We start from the raw sequence: 18076 nt of genomic DNA, 5'->3' as shown, positions 1-18076 counted from the left end.
ATGAGATTTATTTTTATGGGAACGCCAGAATTTTCAGTTCCTATTTTAGATAGATTAAATAATCTTGGTGAAGTTGCTCTAGTTGTTTCTCAAGAAGATAAGAGAAAGGGAAGGGGTAAAAAATTCACAAAAACTCCAGTAAAGATTAAGGCTGAAAATTTAGGATTAGAAGTTTTTCAACCTGCTGACGTAAATTCAGAAGATTCTATAAATAAACTAAGAGAAGTTAATGCGGATATTATTGTAGTTGTTGCCTATGGACAAATATTATCTAGAGAAATAATTGATATCCCAAAAAAATATATTGTAAATGTTCACGCATCAATTCTTCCAAAATTAAGAGGAGCTGCTCCAATTAATCGAGCAATTATTGAGGGACATAAAAAAACTGGAGTCAGCCTTATGAAAGTAGAGGAAGGACTTGACTCTGGCGCAGTTTCCTCTGTAAAAGAAATTGAAATTAAAAATATGAATGCTGGAGAATTAGAAGATAAACTTTCATTAATGGGGGCAGATCTTTTAGAAGAGTTTATTAATGAAGTTGAAGAAAATAAAGTCAAATTTACTGAACAAGATGATTCAAAAAAAACTTATGCAAATAAAATTTTAAAAAATGACCTAATTTTAGATTTTCACGACAATTCAAAAAATATTGTAAATAAAGTAAGAGGGCTTAGTCCACACTATGGTGCTAAATTTAATTACGACGACAAGGTTTATAAAATTTTTGATGCAGAAGAAATTGAAAATTCAGCCATTGAAGTTCCAGGAACGATTTTAAATTCAGATAAGAAATTAATTATCAAGACAAAGGATGGAGCTATTTCAGTAAAAGTTATACAGGCACCTGGCAAAAAAGCCATGGGAATTGATGATTTTCTAAGAGGAAATAAATTTGAAGAAAATTATGTGATTGGAGGAAAATGATGTTTCCATATTTTTATATGTATGATTACAGCTATTTAGTTTATATTTTACCTGGACTTATTTTAGCATTTTACGCACAGGCAAAAATAAGTTCCGCTTATGAAAAATATAGTAAAATTGGATCTTCCACAAATCTAAGTGGAGCAGAAGTTGCGCGAGAAATTTTAGACAGAAATGGACTAAATTATGTAAACATAAATTTAGTCGATGGAAAACTTTCAGATCACTATGACCCAAGGGATAAGACTCTAAATTTATCTCGTGATGTTTACTACAAAAATTCTATTGCATCAGTTTCCATTGCCGCTCACGAGGTAGGTCATGCAATTCAAGATTCAGTTGAATATGCACCATTAAAAATTAGAGGTGCTCTAGTTCCTCTTGCAAATTTGGGAACTCAAGTAAGTTTCTTATTAATAATACTCGGATTTTTCTTTTCAGTTTTTTTTACAAAACTTGGCGTCGCTCTATTTTTCTTTGCAGTTTTATTTCAAATAGTTACGCTTCCTGTGGAGTTTAATGCATCAAATAGAGCAAAAAAAGAACTTGCAAATGGAATTATAACTGAAGAAGATTTGACAGGGACTAAGGAAGTTTTAAATGCAGCAGCACTTACTTATGTTGCATCGACAATAGTTGCAATAGGACAATTTTTGAGACTACTTAGCATATTTGGAAGAAGAGATTAATGAAAAACACTAGGGAAAAAGCATTACAAATAATTAACGATGTCCTCTACAAGGGGGCATTTTTAGAAGAAAGTCTAGAAATTCTAAAAAAATCAAATATGGATGAAAGGGACTATAATTTTATAAAAGAAATAACGACTGGAGTAATTAGGAACAGATCTTATTTAGATTATGTAGTAAAAATAAATTCTAAAGTAAAGATTAATAAAATTCATAAAGTTATTTTAAGTATTTTAGAGATGGCAATTTATCAAATGTATTTTTTGGATAAAGTTCCAGATTATTCAATTGTCCATGAGTCGGTAAATCTTGCGAAAATTTATGGGAATAGAGGTTCGATTTCTTTTACAAATGGAATTTTAAGAAGTATTTCAAAAAAGGAAGCTCCACAAGTTAAAATTGAAGACAGTATTGAAAATTTATCTACTTTTTATTCTCATCAAAAGTTTTATACAGAATATTTCTATAAAAATTATGGGGAAGATTTTACAAAAAAACTCTTGAAGGCGAATAATGAACAGCCACCCTTTACAATTAGAGTAAATACTCTAAGGACTGATAAAAGGGAATTAATGAAAAATTTAAAGGACCTTGGTTTTGAATTAGAAGAGACAATGTATGAGAATGCTCTAAGTATTTTAAATCCAAAGGGAATAATCGATACAGAATTTTTCAAAAAAGGACATTTTTATGTGCAGGACCTTGGATCAATTTTAGTTTCAACGTTTTTAAATCCAAGGGAAGGTAGTAAAGTTTTAGATTTATGTGCTGCGCCGGGTGGCAAGACAACTCATCTTGCAGAAATTATGAATAACACTGGCGAGATTATTGCTTGTGATAAATCAAAGGGAAAAATAAAGTTAATAGAAGAAAATGCCAAGAGACTTGGAATAAAAAACATTAAGACAATGGTTAATGATGCTAGAGTTTTAAAGGAAATGTTCATAAATAAATTTGATTATGTCTTAGTTGATGCACCTTGTTCGGGAACAGGACTTTATAGAAAAAAACCAGACATAAAATGGAATAAGAGCATAGAAGACATAAGGGAACTTTCAGAAATTCAGATAGAAATTTTAGAAAAAGCAAAAGAATATGTAAAAGATAAGGGAAGAATTCTATATTCAACTTGCTCCCTCTCAAGAATTGAAAATGAAGATGTAGTAAATAAATTTTTAAAAAACAATAAAAATTTTAAAATAAAAAATTTAAGAGATAAAGAAGTATTAAAATTATTTCCATCAGTAGATGGAACGGACGGTTTTTCTATAACTCTTTTAGAAAAGATTGGACTGTGACTAGACAGTCCTTTTATTTTGTTAATTTTTTTAATTTCATTTTTATTTGTCAGGTTCTAATGGTATAATGAGTAGATGAATAGGTGGTTTAATGGAATTAAATTCTATGTATGAAGATGAATTGCGCGATTTTTTTGAAAAAAATGGTGAGAAGGCTTTTAGAGGCTCTCAACTTTTTACTTTTTTCCACGACAAAAAGAGATGTGATATAGAAAATTCAAATCTTTCGGCTAAGGCAATTTCTATAATAAAAAATGAAGAGATAAATAAAGTTAAAATTTATAAAAGTTTCGATTCAAAATTAGACGAGACAAAAAAATTTCTCTTTAAACTAAAAGACGAAAACTTAATAGAGGGTGTCCTCATGGAGTACAAGCACGGTTATTCTCAGTGCATTTCAACGCAAGTTGGTTGTAGAATGGGTTGTGATTTTTGTGCATCTACAAAATCTGGTCTTGTGAGAAACCTTACGGCTGCAGAAATGTTAAGTGAGGTCTATGAAATTGAAAATAGATTAAATATCAAAGTTTCTAATTTTATTTTAATGGGAAGTGGCGAACCTCTTGATAATTTTCAAGAAGTGATGAGATTTATAAAACTTCTTCATAATGAAAAGGGACACAACACAAGTTATAGGAATATTACAATATCAACTTGTGGAGTAGCAGATAAAATTTATGAATTAGCAGACTATAACTTGCCTATAAATCTTGCAATTAGTCTTCATCAAACAAATGACTGTGATAGGTCAGCCCTTATGCCAATTAACAGGAAATTTAATTTAGCGGAATTGAAAAAATCTTTGGAATATTATGTCAATAAGACAAATAATAGAATTACTTTTGAATACACTTTGATTAAAAATCAAAATGATGGTAAAAAAAATATTGAGGAGCTTTATAATTTTGCTAAAAATTTAAAATGCCATATTAATTTAATACCATTAAATCCAATTGATGAATTTGACGAAAAAAGACCTTCCAAAATAGAAATAAATGAATTTAAAAATGAACTTGAAAAAAGAGGATTTAATGTGACTATAAGAAGAGAACTAGGAAGGGACATCAGCGCTTCATGTGGACAACTTAGGCGCAAAGTTGAGGTGAAATAAATGATAGTTGTATCAGCAACAAATGTAGGCAATTACAGAAAAAATAACGAAGACAGTTATTTTGTAAATGAATCAAAAAATTTATATATATTGGCTGATGGAATGGGTGGTCATCTTGCTGGTGAAAAAGCATCTAAGATGGCAACAGAAATAATTGCTTCTGATTTTGAAAATGCAAAGGAAGTTAATAGTCTTGAAGATGCAATTGAAATTTTGTCTTCTTCAATTAGGGATGCCAATAGAAAAATATTTAATAGCTCTGAAGAAAATGAAGATTACAGAGGCATGGGTACAACAGTATCTGCCGGTATCATTTTAGGAGATGCTTTAATTTATTCAAATGTTGGCGATTCAAGAGTATATAAGATAAATAAAGATATAGAGCAAATCACAAGAGATGATTCCTTTGTAAATTACTTAAAGGAAATTGGAGAAATCACTGAGGAAGAGGCAAAGAATCATCCCAAGAAAAATGTGCTTACAAAAGCTGTTGGAACGACAGCTGATATAGACGTTTCTGTAAACACTTTAAAAATTGAAGAAAGGGACATATTTTTATTTTGTTCAGATGGGCTTACTAATATGATTCCTGATGAAGAAATTTTTAAAATAATAAAAGAAAATACTCCGGAAGTTGCAAAGGATAAACTTTTGGATCTCGCTTTAAAAAATGGCGGCATGGATAATATTACATTTATTTTAGTATTTAATGAGTAGGTGCACAATGATAAATAAAATTTTAGCAAATAGATATGAAATATTAGAAAAAATTGGAACAGGCGGCATGGGAAACGTATTTAAAGCTCATGACAGAAAGCTTGATAGAATTGTTGCCATAAAGGTTTTAAAATTAGAATACAACGAAGACAATAATTTTATTAGAAAATTTAAGAGAGAATCCCTTGCAGCTGCAAGTATTTCTCACCCTAATATTGTAAGTATTTACGATGTAGGGACTGAAAAAGTTGAAGACAAAGAAGTTCACTACATTGTAATGGAATATATTGATGGTAAAACTTTAAAAGATTTAATAAATGATGAAGGTAGGCTTTCTGAAAAGAGGGCATTAAATTACTGTATTCAAATTGCAGAGGCTTTAAAGGTTGCTCACTCAAAACATATTGTCCATAGAGATATTAAATCACAAAATATCATGGTTACTCGTGATGATCGAATTAAAGTTACAGATTTTGGAATTGCAAGAGTTGCTGACAATACAACTGTTACAGCTACTAATGCAGTAATGGGTTCAGTCCACTATTTTTCTCCAGAACAAGCAAGAGGAGCAAAGGTAGACAATAGATCAGATATATATTCTTTAGGTATTGTTCTTTTTGAAATGCTTACGGGAAGACTTCCTTTTGATGCAGATAATCCTGTGTCAGTTGCACTTATGCAAGTTCAGTCACAAATGCCAAAGCCATCTGATTTTATTAAGAGCATTAATCCATCTGTGGATGCGCTTGTCATTAAGATGACTGAAAAGGATCCTAACGACAGATATAAAGATGTCTTCGATTTAATTAAGGATATTAAGGACTATACTATTGGAGCAAAAACTTTCTCTGTTAAAAGGCAATATCAAGAAGATGACAGAACCGTTGTTACTCCAACAATTAATAGAAGACAAAAAAGAAATCATTCTAGTAACATGGATATAGAGCGACAAAAACCAAAAAAAGTTGTCAAAAAGAAAAAATCGGCTGCTCCAGCCATACTTGGAATTTTTTCCGCGATAGTTATTATAGCTCTATTAATTTATGTTGTTCCAAAGGCTATGAAAGGCATGAAAAATGGGGATGTAGTCGAAAAAATTGCCGTAGAAAATTATATTGGTAAAACAAGAGATGAGGCTAAGGAATTAATAGAAGCTCAAGGCTTGGTCTTAGATGTTAATACCGTAGAAAATGAGAATGAACCTGATGGCGTTGTACTTGGTCAAAAGCCAGAAAAGGGAACTTCCGTCGATAAGGGTTCAACTGTTACACTAGAAATTAATGAACTTCCTGATTCTGTTCCAGTTCCACCGCTAAAGGGATTAAGCAAAAAAGATGCTCAAAAAATTTTAGAGGAAAACTCTCTAAAACTTGGTTCTGTTGAAGAAGAATTTAATGAAGATGTTGAAGAAGGCAAAGTAATTTATTCAAATCCAGATGGTGGTTATTCTGTTAAGAGAGGAACTGCTGTAAAAGTTATAATATCTAAAGGTGTTGACAAGACTCCAGTCGTATTAAGTGACTACAAGGGAATGGATCAAGATGTTGTTGTAAGTCAATTAAAGAGCTTAGGATTTACTGTTGTAATTGAAAATGGAAATAGCAACAGTGTTGGCGAAGGACAAGTTTATGACATGGATCCAAAGCCAAATACAAGTGTGGAAAAGGGTTCAACTGTTACTATTTATATCTCAAAGGGAGCAAAAGTTGACGAAGAAGAAAATGATGACGACAATGAAAACAATCAAAATGAAGATAGTTTCAATAAAGTAAATCATGTAAAGGTAAAGGTTCCAGATGATGGTGCTACTCACAATGTTTCAGCTGACAGAGTAAAAGATGGCAACGGAAATAAAATTGGGGCAACTTCTGTTTGGAATTACAATGTTGACAGTGGACAAGTTAGTAATGTAGAGTTAATTGGTCCAGGCGAATACAATATATACGTCGATGGAAATCTAGTGAAGACTGAGAAAATAAAATAATGATTGGGAAAATTATTAAGCTAACAGGAGGTTTCTACTATATAAAATCTGGTGATAAAATTTTTGAAACTAGAGCTAGAGGAAATTTTAGGCATTCTAAAGTAGAACCCATTGTTGGCGATGATGTAGAATTTAAACAAGAAGAAAAAACTCTGGGATATATTGAAAAAGTATATCCCAGAAAAAATATGCTCACAAGACCAAAGGTTAGCAATGTTGATTTAGCATTAATTGTTATACCTGTAATGGATCCAAAGTATAATCTTGTAATAATAGATAAAACCATAATACAAGCTGAATACGAAGGAATTGATGTTGCCATTGTAGTAAATAAATCAGACTTAGATGAGGAAAGTGCAAAAGAACTTGCGAAAATTTATAAAAATTCCGGATTTGATACTTTTATGATTTCTGACAAGGATGACAGTATTAAATCATTAAGAGAATATCTTCGCGGAAAGACTGTTGCCCTTTGCGGCGTAAGCGGCGCTGGTAAATCTACTATTACTTCAAGAATTTTGGATAAAGATGTGGAAATTGGAAAAGTTTCTGAAAAAACTAAGAGAGGAAAACACACTACTAGACACACAGAAATACTTTATAATGAAGATATTTATATTTTTGATACTCCTGGATTTTCTTCATTAAGTTTAAAAATTAGCGAAGATGATTTAAAAAATTATTTTCGAGAATTTAAAAATTTTACTAGCTGTAAATTTAACAACTGCAATCATATTAAAGAGCCAAAATGTGCCGTTAAAGATGCAGTTGATAAGGGCGAAATAGAAAAGTCAAGATATGAAAATTATTTATATATTTACAATGAATTAAAAGAAAAAGGAGAATACTAATGATATCACCTTCATTACTTTCAGCAGATTTTACAAATTTAGAAAAAGAGTTTAAAATTATGAATGAAGAAAAAGTTGATTTTATTCATTTAGATATTATGGATGGAAATTATGTACCAAATATTTCTTATGGTCCAGGAATTGTAAAAAGCCTTAGACCTCTCACTGAAATACCCTTTGATACGCATTTAATGATTGAAAGGCCAGAAAATTTTATTGAAGAATTTGTAAAAGCAGGATCTGATATTATTACAATTCATCCTATGGCAACAAAACATATTGATAGAACTCTTTCTCTAATTAAAGGTTACGGGAAAAAGGCAGGACTTGCATTAAATCCCGGAGATAGTCTTGATGTTTTAAACTACAACTTAGAAAAATTAGATTTAGTTTTAATTATGAGTGTAAACCCTGGATTTGGGGGACAAAAATTTATTCCATCTGCCCTAAGAAAAATTAAAGAAGTAAAACAATTAATTGAGAAAAGAAATCTAAAAACATTAATTGAAGTAGACGGTGGAATTAAACTAGATAATGCAAAAAAAGTCCTCAATGCAGGAGCAGATATTTTAGTTGCTGGTTCTGCAATTTTTGAAAAGGATAAAACTCGCGAAAATATAAAAGCTTTTAAGGAATTATTATGAAAAGAGCACTTTTAATTTCAGGAGGAAGACAGGTTTCAAAAAAATTAATAGAAAAATATAGCGACAGATTTATTTTAGTCGCCGACGGAGGCGCAAAACTTTTAAAAAAGTATGAACTTGAGGCAGATCTTCTTCTTGGAGATTTAGATTCAATTGATGAAGAGTCTTTAGATTATGTAAAAAAACACAGTATAAAGCTAAAAAAATTTCCTACAAAAAAGGATTTTACAGACACAGCACTTTGTGTAGATTATCTTATTGATGAAGGTTATGATGACCTAATAATATTGGGAGCATTGGGAACTAGACTTGACCACGAGCTTGCAAATTTATTTTATCTTAAAAAGGCATATAGGCGTGGAACTTCTGCAAAAATCATTGATAATTATAACGAAATTACCTATGTTGAAGAAGGAGAATATGAATTTTATAAATCTGATAAAAAATATTTTTCACTAATAAGTGCCAGTGATAAAATGAATTTTACAACTAAGGGACTTTATTATGAGGTAGAGAATTTAGAAGTTAATTCTGAAAATCCAAGTAGAGCTGTCAGCAATGAAATGTTAGCTGATAAGGCAATTATAAAAATAAACTATGGTGCTGCTTTTATAATTCAGTCTAAAGACTAATTTTAATTATTAATTTGAAATAAGAATGAAGAAAACCAGTTGTGCAACTGGTTTTTTAATGTTAAAAATTTTATTTTTCCAATTTATAGTACATCTTGTAATGTTTTATTGAACCGTATTTTCTCTTTAAATAAGTTATTTTTCTACTAATGCTAAAGTCTTTTTTATTGTTAATTGTAAATTCGTAGCCATTTTTTAAAAGTTCATCAATGATTTTGTGATATTTTTTGTCAGTATACTCTTTTAATAATTTAGGGTGAGCGTTCATCCAAATTTTTGAAGTTTCTTTGTGATAATAAACTTCTTCTTCAAAGCCTAAATCTAAAAGGTCTCTAATGTAAAAATCCAAAACATTAACGCCACCAGCAGCCATAAAGTAATGACTTTGCGGAAGTCTCAAGTTCATCTCAAAGGCTTTATAAGTATTATCTCTTGGATCATATTTTAAATCTATATTTGAATAACCAGTGTAGTGGATAGATTCCAGTTTTTCCTTATAAAATTTAAAAAGATCAGGCATATATTTTGTGTAAATTGCGTCATTATTACCAATTCTAAGTGGAAGTGGATCTGCAAGGAGAATTTGTCCGTATACCATCATACGCACCTTGCCAAATTTGTCGCAGTACACATTAAAGGATGCTTGGTTTGATGCAGGTCCAGGGATATATTCTTGTACAAGCATTGTGCCTATATAGTGATTGTCGTCGTAAATAGTTTCTACAACGGATTTAAGTTCGTCGTAGCTATAAATTGTGTAGACTTTATATTTATTAGGGAAGGATAATTTTACATAGGAAATAGAATCATTTGGTTTAAGTATTAGCGGAAATTGTAAGTCAAGTTTTTCGATTTCCTTGGAATTATTTATAATTGCAAATTTTGGATAAGGTATGCCTAATTCTTCACAAGAATTGTAGAAATCAATTTTATTTTCTAATCTTTCATTTAATTCTGTGGAAGGTGTGTTAAATTTATAGTAATCTTTAATTTTTTCCTTATTATTTGAAAGAAGTTTTGAATATTCATCTCCACAAGGAATAGTTATTAAAGTTGCATCTTTATTTTCTTCTGCAAATTTTACCATTTCATTTACAAAAACATCGTCATTAGAAAAGTTATTTATAATTTTTCTGTCTAAAATTTTTGAATTATCTGTGGCAGGAAGTGCCTTTTGACAAAATATAGTTGAGATTAAATCATAATTGTCATTTAATATTCTTGCAATTCCATAGGCATTTTCGTCGGATCCAAGAATTATAAATTTTACATTTAATTTTTTTAGTATATCTTTAGAAATGTTTTTCATATTTCTCCTTTTAAATTAAAATTTAATATTATCTTACATTATACACTAGAGCAAAGTATTTTTTAACCTTTATCAATAAAAGCATTGTCTTTATCTTTCCAATAAGAGACAATTTTTTTAATCTCATCTTCTGTTACAATTTTTTTATCAGATTCCTTTAGTCTTTTGTCAATTTCTGAAATTACTGAAAGTTTGTCAGCACACCACTTTGGCTCAAAAAGTTTAGACTTTGGCGGATCACCAGTAATTCTATGGACCACAGTTTTTTCGTCAATATTTTTTAGTGCAAAAATAATTACATCAATATATTCTTCCTTAGTTAATATTTTAAAACTTTTATTTTTATAAAGCTCATAAATGGGTGAGTCCTTTAAAATATATAGATTGTGAAATTTAACTCCAAAGGGCGATACATTTTTTATGTAATCAATTGTATTTAAAAAATCAATATCATCTTCAAAGGGAAGACCAAAAATTGCGTGAATTAAAAATAATAAATTTGCATCTTTAAGTTTACCTATGGTGTCATCAAAAAATTTATGAGAGTAACCTCGATTAATTAATTTAATAGTATCTTCATTTACACTTTGCATTCCAAGTTCAAGCCAAAGTGTTTTTTTATGAGAAATTTCCTCAAGATATTTTATCTTTTCTTTGTCAAGACAATCGCATCTCGTTGCAATAGATATGGCAGAAATATCATCGCGAATTGCAACTTGGTCGTAAATTTTTCTTAAATCATTTAAGGAGCCATAAGTGTTTGTAAAATTTTGAAAGTAAGCAATATAGTTTTTTGCTTTCCACTTTTTTTCTAAAAATATTTTTTGGGATTCAATTTGCCTTGGTATAGAGTAATTTTTTGAAGCAGCAAATTCTCCACTTCCTTCGTCAGAGCAAAATATACAGCCAATATTTGATAAAGTGCCGTCTCTATTTGGACAAGAAAAGCCACCATCTAGAGAAAGTTTTACGCTCTTTCCAAAAAAATATTCGCGAAAAAAATCGTTAAAAGATAAAAATCTTCTCATTTAATCACCTAGTTCATTATATATTTTTTTAAAAATTATTTCCATGGGTTTGAAATTAGAAAAAATACTATATAATATAATAAGAATTGAGGTTTTTATGGACTTAAAATTTAAAAATTATTTAATTTTAGCAGAAGAGTTCTTATTAGAAGGCGACATCAATAGGGCAGAAGATTTGTTACTTAAATCTCTTAAATTTACTAACGATAAAGATGCAGATGAGAGGATTTCTGTTTATTTTGAACTGGCTGATTTATATCTAAAGAAAGAAAATTACGATAGGGCAAAATTTTATTTTGAAAAAATTTTGAGTATAAAGGAAATGGCAGGTGCCTTTTATGGACTTGCAATAACAAATGACTTTATAAATGGAGATATAAATTATTCAATAAAAAATTATAAAAAGGCAATTGAACTTGACGATAATTATGACAGAGCTCACTATTATCTTGCTCACGCCTATGACAAAATTGGAAAGACTAATCTTGCCATAGAGGAATTTAAAAAGGTTCTTGCCATTGATGAGTATGACTTTGTAACTTATAATGATTTAGGCTCAATTTATGAAATAGAAAATAAAAATGATTTAGCAGAAAAATTTGTGAAAAAATCTCTTGAGATAAAGGGAGATTATGGAAGAGCTCTATACAATATGGGAGTACTCTCAAAAAAGAAGGGCGACAACAAATTGGCTTTAAAATATTATTATGAAGCTATTGGAAAATTTGAAGATCCTTTTTTGTTTTTAAATATGTCAGCAGTATATATTGAAGAAAAAAACTATAAATCTGCTATAAATATTTTAGATAGGGGATTAATGGATTTTCCAAATTCAGTGAACCTACATTATAATAAAGCTTGCTCTTTCTCTTTACTTGGAGATAAAAAAAGAGCAAAGGAAGAAATTATAAAAGCAATAAAAATAAATGGCGATGCCTATACATGGGCAAAGACCGATGTTGATTTATGCGAAATTGTAAAGGAGTTAAAATGATTATTATTAAAACAGAAGACGAAATAAAAAAAATGCAAGTTGCAGGAAAAGTATTATCTGATGTGCATCACAAACTTAGAGATTTTATAAAACCAGGTGTAAAAACTATTGAGATAGACAGATTTGTAGAAAATTATTTAAAGGAAAGAGGAGCTTATCCCGAACAAAAGGGATATGAAGGCTATCCTTATTCAATTTGTGCATCTGTAAATGATGAAATTTGCCACGGTTTTCCATCAGAATATGAATTAAAAAATGGCGACATAATTACTGTTGATATGGTTGTAAATGTTGACGGATGGCTAGCTGATTCAGCATGGTCTTACGAAGTTGGAGAAGTTTCTCCTAAGGCAAAAAAATTACTACAAGTTACTCGTGAATCTATGTACAAGGGAATTGAAAAGGCTGTAATTGGTAATAGACTTGGCGATATAGCTGCAGCAGTTCAAAAACACGCAGAAGAAAATGGCTACTCTGTTGTAAGAGAATTTGTTGGTCATGGAATTGGTCAAGAAATGCACGAAGATCCACAAGTTCTTCACTATGGAAAGCCTGGTCGTGGATTAAGATTACAAGAGGGTATGGTATTTACAATTGAGCCAATGATTAATATGGGCAAAAAGGAACTTACAATAGATGACAATGGTTGGACAGCAAGGACTAAGGACGGCTCTCTTTCTGCACAATATGAACACCAAATTGCAATCACAAAGGACGGGCCAATAATAATTACTGATCAAGGCGACTGTTGATAAATGAGTGAAGTAAATTTGTTAAAGGGGAATATTTTTTCTGCACTATTAAAAATGGCTTTACCCTTAATGGGTACTGCCTTTGTGCAAATGGCATATTCCTTAGTTGATTTAATGTGGCTTGGAAGACTTTCCACAGGAGCAGTTGCTGCTGTGGGAACTTGTTCCTTTTTAGTTTGGATTGCACAATCCATTACCCTTATTGCTAAAACGGGAATTTCTGTTGGACTTTCTCAGTCCTATGGCAGAGGAGATAGCGAAGGTTCTAAGAATGTTTGGGTTTCTGGGTTTGTTTTAAATCTCATTTTTTGCCTTAGTCTTACAATTTTTTATATCTCTATGAGAAATAAAATTATTGGATTTTATAATCTAGACAAAGATGTGCACGAGATGGCAATAGACTATCTCATAATAATAAGTAGTGGACTAATTTTTACTTTTTTAAATCCAGTTTTATCGGCTGCATTTTTTGCAAAGGGGAATTCAATAACTCCTTTTAAAATTTCAATAATTTCGCTAATTATAAATTTAATACTTGATCCTTTTTTAATTTTTGGAATTTCTATTTTTCCCAAACTTGGAATTAAAGGTGCGGCAGCGGCAACTGTATTTGCACAAATGATTTCCACGCTTTTATATTTATGTGTTGGATTAAAATCACGGGAAATATTTGTGCGAACTAATTACTTTAAAATGCCCAATAAAAATTATTTTAAGTCCATATTAAATTTAGGATTTCCCGCCTCACTTCAATCCATGATTCACGCAATGGTAGGTATGATTTTAAATAAATACATTGCAAGTTTTGGAGCATTATACATTGCAGTTTATTCCATTGGTTCACAAATTGAATCAATCTCTTGGATGACTGCCGATGGATTTTCGGTAGCATTTTCAGCCTTTTTTGGTCAAAATTTTGGTGCAAAAAATTATGATAGGCTTCATAATGGAAGAAGAGAGGCGATGAAAATAGTAAATATGATTGGGATTTTTACTTCACTTTTGTTGTTTTTCTTTGCTAGGAATTTATTTACACTATTTATACCAAGGGATCCAATGGCGATTGTCAAGGGAATTGATTATCTAAAAATTATGTCCCTGTCACAATATTTTATGGCATTGGAAATAGGAACTACTGGAATGTTAAATGGCTTAGGGCTTACAAAATACCCTGCAATTAATGCAATGATATTAAATATTAGTAGAATACCTTTGGCACTAATTTTAATGCCAATTCTTGCAATTAATGGTATTTGGATAGCTATGAGCTTGTCATCTGTTTTAAAGGGAATATTTTTAACTTTAATTTATTTTTATTTGCGTAAGAAGACAGATGGCTTTAGAATTAATATGAAGACATACATTTGAAAGGAGACACAATGTTAAAACAATTTGAAAAACCTGCAATTGGAGAAAAAATTGCGGTACTAAAGACAAATAAGGGCGATATAAAAATTAGATTATTCAAAGAAGCAGCGCCCCTTGCAGTTGAAAATTTTATTTCATTAATAGAAGACAAATACTATGATGGGATAATTTTCCACAGGGTTATTGAAAACTTTATGATTCAAGGTGGAGATCCCAGTGGAACTGGTAGAGGTGGCGAAAGTAAGTGGAAAAAACCTTTTAAAGATGAATTTGATATAAACTTTAGAAACTTTAGAGGAGCACTTTCCATGGCAAATGCTGGTCCAAATACTAATGGTTCACAATTTTTCATCGTGCAAGGAGATAAACTTTCCAATGACGTTTTAAGTCAAATGAAGGATGCAGGAGCTGAAAATGGATACCCTGAAGAAATTATTGAAGCTTATGAAAAGGTTGGTGGAGCTTTTTGGCTCGATGGCAAGCATACTGTTTTCGGACAAGTTTTTGAAGGAATGGATGTAGTTGACGATATTGCAAAATCAAAAGTTGGCTTTATGGATAAGCCTGTCTTTGACATTGTAATTGAAGAAGCAATAGTTACAGATTACCAAGGATAAATTATGCATCAATACAGAGGAAGAATGATTTTACACACTGGTTCAATGTTTTCTGGGAAGACTAGCTCACTTGAAAGGGACTTAAAGAGATTTTCCATTGCAAATTATAAGGTGATTGCTTTCAAACCAATGCTTGACAAAAGATATTCAAGAGAAGAAATTGTTACTCATGATAAAATTTCTCTAAAAGCTATTGAAATTGATTCCATAAAAGAAATCTTAGATTATGCAGAGAAAAATTCTCCACAAGTAATTGGAATAGATGAGGTTCAGTTTTTAAAAGATGATCCAGCAGTTGTATTAGAAAATTTAGAAAAAATGTTAGATATGGGGATTACAATTGTAATGGCGGGTCTTGATATGGATTATATGGCTGAACCCTTTGAAATTGTAAAAGAAATTATGCCAAAGACAGATTATTTGAATAAACATCACGCAGTTTGCAAAAGATGTGGCACAGATGCTTGGGTTTCTCATAGAAAGATAAAAAGCGACAAGAGGGTTGAGCTTGGAGCAATAGAAGAATATGAACCACTTTGCAGAAGATGCTATAAGGAAGCAGTTGCTGAAGATAAATTAAAAGAAAATCAAGAAAAGTTTTTATAAAGTATTGACAACCTCTAATCATTTGATTAAAATTTAAGTAAATGATTAGAGGTGTTTTTTTTGACTCCAAGAGAAAAAGAAATTATAAATCTTTTGAAAAAAAATCCTGGTATTTCACAACAAGAAATTGCCGATGAATTAAATATTACAAGGTCGGGTGTATCTACTCATATTAATAATTTGATGACTTCGGGATATATTTTAGGTAGGGGATATATACTTAGAGAAGATTCCTATGTTGCAGTTCTAGGCGGATGCAATATGGATATTACTGGTTATTCTTTTGATAGTTTAAAAGTAAGAGATTCAAATCCAGGAAAGATTAAATATTCAAGTGGAGGCGTTGGAAGAAATATTTGTGAAAATTTAGCAAGGCTTGGTATAAATACAACTTTTCTTTCAGTTTTAGGAAAGGATGATGCAGCCAAAAATATTATAGACGAGCTAAATCTCATAAATGTTGACAGTTCCAAAATTTTAATATCTGAGGGAATTACTCCTCATTATCTAGCAATTTTAGATGAAGAGAAGGATATGTATGTAGCAATTGCCGACATGGATCTTTTAAAAAATATAGATAAAGATTATATTGATAAGAACAAAAAAATTATTGAAAATGCTGAATTTACAATTATTGATACAAATTTAGAAGAAGAAACTTTGGATTATATCCTAAAAAACATAAGGGGTAAATTTTTAATTGACGGAGTTTCCACAAAAAAAGTTATAAAAATTAAGAATTTATTGGATAAAATTGATTTCTTAAAAGTAAATAATTACGAGGCAAAGGCTCTTTCGGGCTTAGATACAGATAATATTGATAGCCTTGGAGAAGATTTAATAGCCAAGGGTCTAAAAAGTGTTGTAATAACAGCTGGAAGTAGGGGAGCTTTTTACTTTGAAAAAGATTTTAAAATGGTTAGAAAGCCTGATCCAGTAAAAGTTGTAAATGCAAGTGGAGCAGGGGATGCTTTTATGGCAGGATATGCCTATGGACTATACAATGATTTTGATATAGATAAGAGAATGAAAGCGGCAGAAGCTGCTGCAAAAATTGCTTTAAAAAGTGCTAATTCATGTTCAAAGGATATGAATGAAAATAATTTAAAAGGAGAAATTTATGATTAATAATGAAATGCTAAAAAAATATGTTGAATATAATGATGAAGTTAAAAATGCAATGGAAAATGGGAAACCAATAGTTGCCCTTGAATCAACAATTATTTCTCATGGAATGCCCTATCCACAAAATATTGAAACAGCAAAAGCTTGTGAGAAAATCATAAGAGAAAATGGAGCTGTACCTGCAACAACTGCAATTATAGGCGGAAAAATTAAAATTGGTTTAAATGACGAAGAATTAGAATTTATGGCAACATCAAAGGACATTATAAAAACATCAAGAAGAGATTTTGCATATATTGTTTCTCGTGGATTAAATGGTGCTACAACAGTTGCATCAACAATTATTGCATCAAGACTTGCTGGAATTAAGATTTTTGTAACTGGAGGACTTGGTGGCGTTCACAGACATGCTGAAACTACTTTTGACATATCAAGAGACCTTGATGAACTTGCATCAAATGATATTATGATAGTTTGTGCAGGATGCAAATCAATTCTCGATATTGGACTTACTCTTGAATATCTTGAAACTAAGGGAGTACCAGTATTTGGCTATCAAACAGACTATATGCCAGCTTTCTTTACAAGAAAGAGCGAATTTAAAGTTGATTATAATATTAAAAATCCTAAAGAGGCAGCAGATGCAGCTAATACTCAATGGAATTTAGGATTACAAGGTGGAATTCTTCTAACAAATCCAATTCCTGAAGCAGATTCAATGGATGAAGATAAAATTAATTCTGCAATAGAGAAAGCTCTTTTAGAAGCTGAAGAAAAGGGAATCCACGGAAAAGAAACAACTCCATTTTTACTATCAAAAGTTCTTGAAGTAACGGAAGGAAAATCACTTGAAGCTAATATTGCTCTTGTAAAAAATAATGCAAGATTAGGTGCTGAAGTTGCAAAATACCTCTATTAATTCAAAGAAAGTTTCTGAATCAAAGGTCGTTTTCACCTATGGAGTAATGCCAACAGATTTAAACACTGGTGGCACAATGTATGGGGCAAGGCTCTTTGAAATTGCTGATCACAGCTCTGGAACTTGTGCTATAAGGCATACTAGGGGAAAAGTTGCTACAATTTCTTGTGACAGCTTTACATTTTTAAAGCCAATTAATCTAGGAGATTTTTTAACTGCAACTACATTTATATCTGGAGTGGGAAATTCATCTGTTGAAGTTTTTACAAAATTTATAAAGGAAAAACCAATGACAGGCGAAACAGAACTTGCAGCTTTTTGTTTTTTGACCTTTAAATGCAAGGGAACAGATTTAGGAAAAATTCCTGCTATAATTGGAGAAACTTTAGAAGAGAAAAATATCATCGAGGGATATGAAAACCGAAGAGAAATAAATAAGATTAGACAGAGAAATAATGCTCAGATAAAAGAATTTCTAAAATAGATTATGTATAAAAATTGCACC

General features: G+C 30.8%; 19 protein-coding genes. 17 read left to right on the top strand and 2 right to left on the bottom strand.

The features are described from left to right. From fmt to MR285_RS02990, 9 genes are all read left to right on the top strand, one after another. Entirely contained in the window at nt 1-927 is a 927-nt protein-coding gene (fmt, locus tag MR285_RS03030) for a methionyl-tRNA formyltransferase (protein WP_293557893.1), read from the top strand. Next, entirely contained in the window at nt 924-1616 is a 693-nt protein-coding gene (locus MR285_RS03025) for a zinc metallopeptidase (protein WP_293557891.1), read from the top strand. The genes fmt and MR285_RS03025 overlap by 4 nt, the downstream gene beginning before the upstream one ends. Beyond that, nucleotides 1616-2914: a 16S rRNA (cytosine(967)-C(5))-methyltransferase RsmB gene (gene rsmB, locus MR285_RS03020; RefSeq protein ID WP_293557889.1), complete on the top strand. Its 1299-nt coding sequence runs from the start codon at nt 1616-1618 to the stop codon at nt 2912-2914. The genes MR285_RS03025 and rsmB overlap by 1 nt, the downstream gene beginning before the upstream one ends. Nucleotides 2915-3005: 91 nt before the next feature. Beyond that, entirely contained in the window at nt 3006-4025 is a 1020-nt protein-coding gene (gene rlmN, locus MR285_RS03015; protein ID WP_293557887.1) for a 23S rRNA (adenine(2503)-C(2))-methyltransferase RlmN, read from the top strand. Then, entirely contained in the window at nt 4026-4742 is a 717-nt protein-coding gene (locus MR285_RS03010) for a Stp1/IreP family PP2C-type Ser/Thr phosphatase (RefSeq protein ID WP_293557885.1), read from the top strand. A gap of 7 nt (nt 4743-4749) precedes the next feature. Continuing rightward, nucleotides 4750-6726, top strand: a complete 1977-nt coding sequence (pknB, locus tag MR285_RS03005; RefSeq protein WP_293557883.1) for a Stk1 family PASTA domain-containing Ser/Thr kinase — start codon at nt 4750-4752, stop codon at nt 6724-6726. Beyond that, complete coding sequence (gene rsgA / locus MR285_RS03000; protein ID WP_293557881.1) at nt 6726-7577, top strand: ribosome small subunit-dependent GTPase A; 852 nt, start codon at nt 6726-6728, stop codon at nt 7575-7577. The genes pknB and rsgA overlap by 1 nt, the downstream gene beginning before the upstream one ends. Further along, on the top strand, nt 7577-8221 hold the full coding sequence (rpe, locus tag MR285_RS02995) for a ribulose-phosphate 3-epimerase (protein ID WP_293557879.1): 645 nt from the start codon (nt 7577-7579) through the stop codon (nt 8219-8221). The genes rsgA and rpe overlap by 1 nt, the downstream gene beginning before the upstream one ends. Beyond that, a complete protein-coding gene (locus tag MR285_RS02990) occupies nt 8218-8853 on the top strand; it encodes a thiamine diphosphokinase (protein ID WP_293557877.1) in 636 nt (211 codons plus the stop codon). Before rpe ends, MR285_RS02990 begins: the two co-directional genes overlap by 4 nt. A 70-nt stretch (nt 8854-8923) precedes the next feature. On the opposite strand, the gene MR285_RS02985 is transcribed toward MR285_RS02990, so the two are convergent. Both MR285_RS02985 and MR285_RS02980 read right to left on the bottom strand, forming a co-directional pair. Continuing rightward, on the bottom strand, nt 8924-10162 hold the full coding sequence (locus tag MR285_RS02985; RefSeq protein WP_293557875.1) for a carboxylate--amine ligase: 1239 nt from the start codon (nt 10160-10162) through the stop codon (nt 8924-8926). Nucleotides 10163-10224: 62 nt separating this feature from the next. After that, nucleotides 10225-11190 (bottom strand): TIGR01212 family radical SAM protein, encoded by a 966-nt coding sequence (locus MR285_RS02980; protein ID WP_293557873.1) that lies wholly within the window; start codon nt 11188-11190, stop codon nt 10225-10227. Between the two features lie 97 nt (nt 11191-11287). Here MR285_RS02980 and MR285_RS02975 point away from each other — a divergent pair, with 97 nt between their 5' ends. Genes MR285_RS02975 through MR285_RS02940 form a run of 8 tightly spaced genes read left to right on the top strand, consistent with a single transcriptional unit; the run spans nt 11288 to nt 18055 of the window. After that, entirely contained in the window at nt 11288-12184 is an 897-nt protein-coding gene (locus MR285_RS02975; RefSeq protein ID WP_293557871.1) for a tetratricopeptide repeat protein, read from the top strand. After that, entirely contained in the window at nt 12181-12936 is a 756-nt protein-coding gene (gene map / locus MR285_RS02970; protein ID WP_293557869.1) for a type I methionyl aminopeptidase, read from the top strand. The genes MR285_RS02975 and map overlap by 4 nt, the downstream gene beginning before the upstream one ends. Before the next feature lie 3 nt (nt 12937-12939). Continuing rightward, a complete protein-coding gene (locus MR285_RS02965; protein WP_293557867.1) occupies nt 12940-14304 on the top strand; it encodes an MATE family efflux transporter in 1365 nt (454 codons plus the stop codon). Nucleotides 14305-14315: 11 nt separating this feature from the next. After that, complete coding sequence (locus MR285_RS02960) at nt 14316-14921, top strand: peptidylprolyl isomerase (RefSeq protein ID WP_293557866.1); 606 nt, start codon at nt 14316-14318, stop codon at nt 14919-14921. Nucleotides 14922-14924: 3 nt separating this feature from the next. Further along, the gene (locus MR285_RS02955; RefSeq protein ID WP_293557864.1) at nt 14925-15527 is read left to right on the top strand and encodes a thymidine kinase; all 603 of its coding nucleotides are present in this window, start codon (nt 14925-14927) and stop codon (nt 15525-15527) included. 51 nt (nt 15528-15578) lie between these two features. After that, nucleotides 15579-16655, top strand: a complete 1077-nt coding sequence (locus tag MR285_RS02950) for a carbohydrate kinase (RefSeq protein WP_293557862.1) — start codon at nt 15579-15581, stop codon at nt 16653-16655. Next, a complete protein-coding gene (locus tag MR285_RS02945) occupies nt 16648-17571 on the top strand; it encodes a pseudouridine-5'-phosphate glycosidase (protein ID WP_293557860.1) in 924 nt (307 codons plus the stop codon). The genes MR285_RS02950 and MR285_RS02945 overlap by 8 nt, the downstream gene beginning before the upstream one ends. Further along, the gene (locus tag MR285_RS02940; protein ID WP_293557858.1) at nt 17552-18055 is read left to right on the top strand and encodes a hotdog domain-containing protein; all 504 of its coding nucleotides are present in this window, start codon (nt 17552-17554) and stop codon (nt 18053-18055) included. The genes MR285_RS02945 and MR285_RS02940 overlap by 20 nt, the downstream gene beginning before the upstream one ends. Nucleotides 18056-18076: the final 21 nt, after the last annotated feature.

Origin of the sequence: Peptoniphilus sp. (genome assembly GCF_022767005.1) — a bacterium.
In the GTDB taxonomy this organism is placed as follows: domain Bacteria; phylum Bacillota; class Clostridia; order Tissierellales; family Peptoniphilaceae; genus Peptoniphilus_A.
Note: the sequence above shows the minus strand (reverse complement) of the source record. Positions and strands in the feature narration are given on the sequence as shown.

Coding starts and splice junctions, on each gene's coding strand:
- MR285_RS02955 (WP_293557864.1), top strand. CDS start 14,925: ATGCATCAATACAGAGGAAGAATGATTTTACACACTGGTTCAATGTTT.
- MR285_RS03025 (WP_293557891.1), top strand. CDS start 924: ATGATGTTTCCATATTTTTATATGTATGATTACAGCTATTTAGTTTAT.
- MR285_RS02980 (WP_293557873.1), bottom strand. CDS start 11,190: ATGAGAAGATTTTTATCTTTTAACGATTTTTTTCGCGAATATTTTTTT.
- rpe (WP_293557879.1), top strand. CDS start 7,577: ATGATATCACCTTCATTACTTTCAGCAGATTTTACAAATTTAGAAAAA.
- MR285_RS02965 (WP_293557867.1), top strand. CDS start 12,940: ATGAGTGAAGTAAATTTGTTAAAGGGGAATATTTTTTCTGCACTATTA.
- rsgA (WP_293557881.1), top strand. CDS start 6,726: ATGATTGGGAAAATTATTAAGCTAACAGGAGGTTTCTACTATATAAAA.
- fmt (WP_293557893.1), top strand. CDS start 1: ATGAGATTTATTTTTATGGGAACGCCAGAATTTTCAGTTCCTATTTTA.
- MR285_RS03010 (WP_293557885.1), top strand. CDS start 4,026: ATGATAGTTGTATCAGCAACAAATGTAGGCAATTACAGAAAAAATAAC.
- MR285_RS02960 (WP_293557866.1), top strand. CDS start 14,316: ATGTTAAAACAATTTGAAAAACCTGCAATTGGAGAAAAAATTGCGGTA.
- map (WP_293557869.1), top strand. CDS start 12,181: ATGATTATTATTAAAACAGAAGACGAAATAAAAAAAATGCAAGTTGCA.
- MR285_RS02945 (WP_293557860.1), top strand. CDS start 16,648: ATGATTAATAATGAAATGCTAAAAAAATATGTTGAATATAATGATGAA.
- MR285_RS02975 (WP_293557871.1), top strand. CDS start 11,288: ATGGACTTAAAATTTAAAAATTATTTAATTTTAGCAGAAGAGTTCTTA.
- pknB (WP_293557883.1), top strand. CDS start 4,750: ATGATAAATAAAATTTTAGCAAATAGATATGAAATATTAGAAAAAATT.
- rlmN (WP_293557887.1), top strand. CDS start 3,006: ATGGAATTAAATTCTATGTATGAAGATGAATTGCGCGATTTTTTTGAA.
- rsmB (WP_293557889.1), top strand. CDS start 1,616: ATGAAAAACACTAGGGAAAAAGCATTACAAATAATTAACGATGTCCTC.
- MR285_RS02990 (WP_293557877.1), top strand. CDS start 8,218: ATGAAAAGAGCACTTTTAATTTCAGGAGGAAGACAGGTTTCAAAAAAA.
- MR285_RS02985 (WP_293557875.1), bottom strand. CDS start 10,162: ATGAAAAACATTTCTAAAGATATACTAAAAAAATTAAATGTAAAATTT.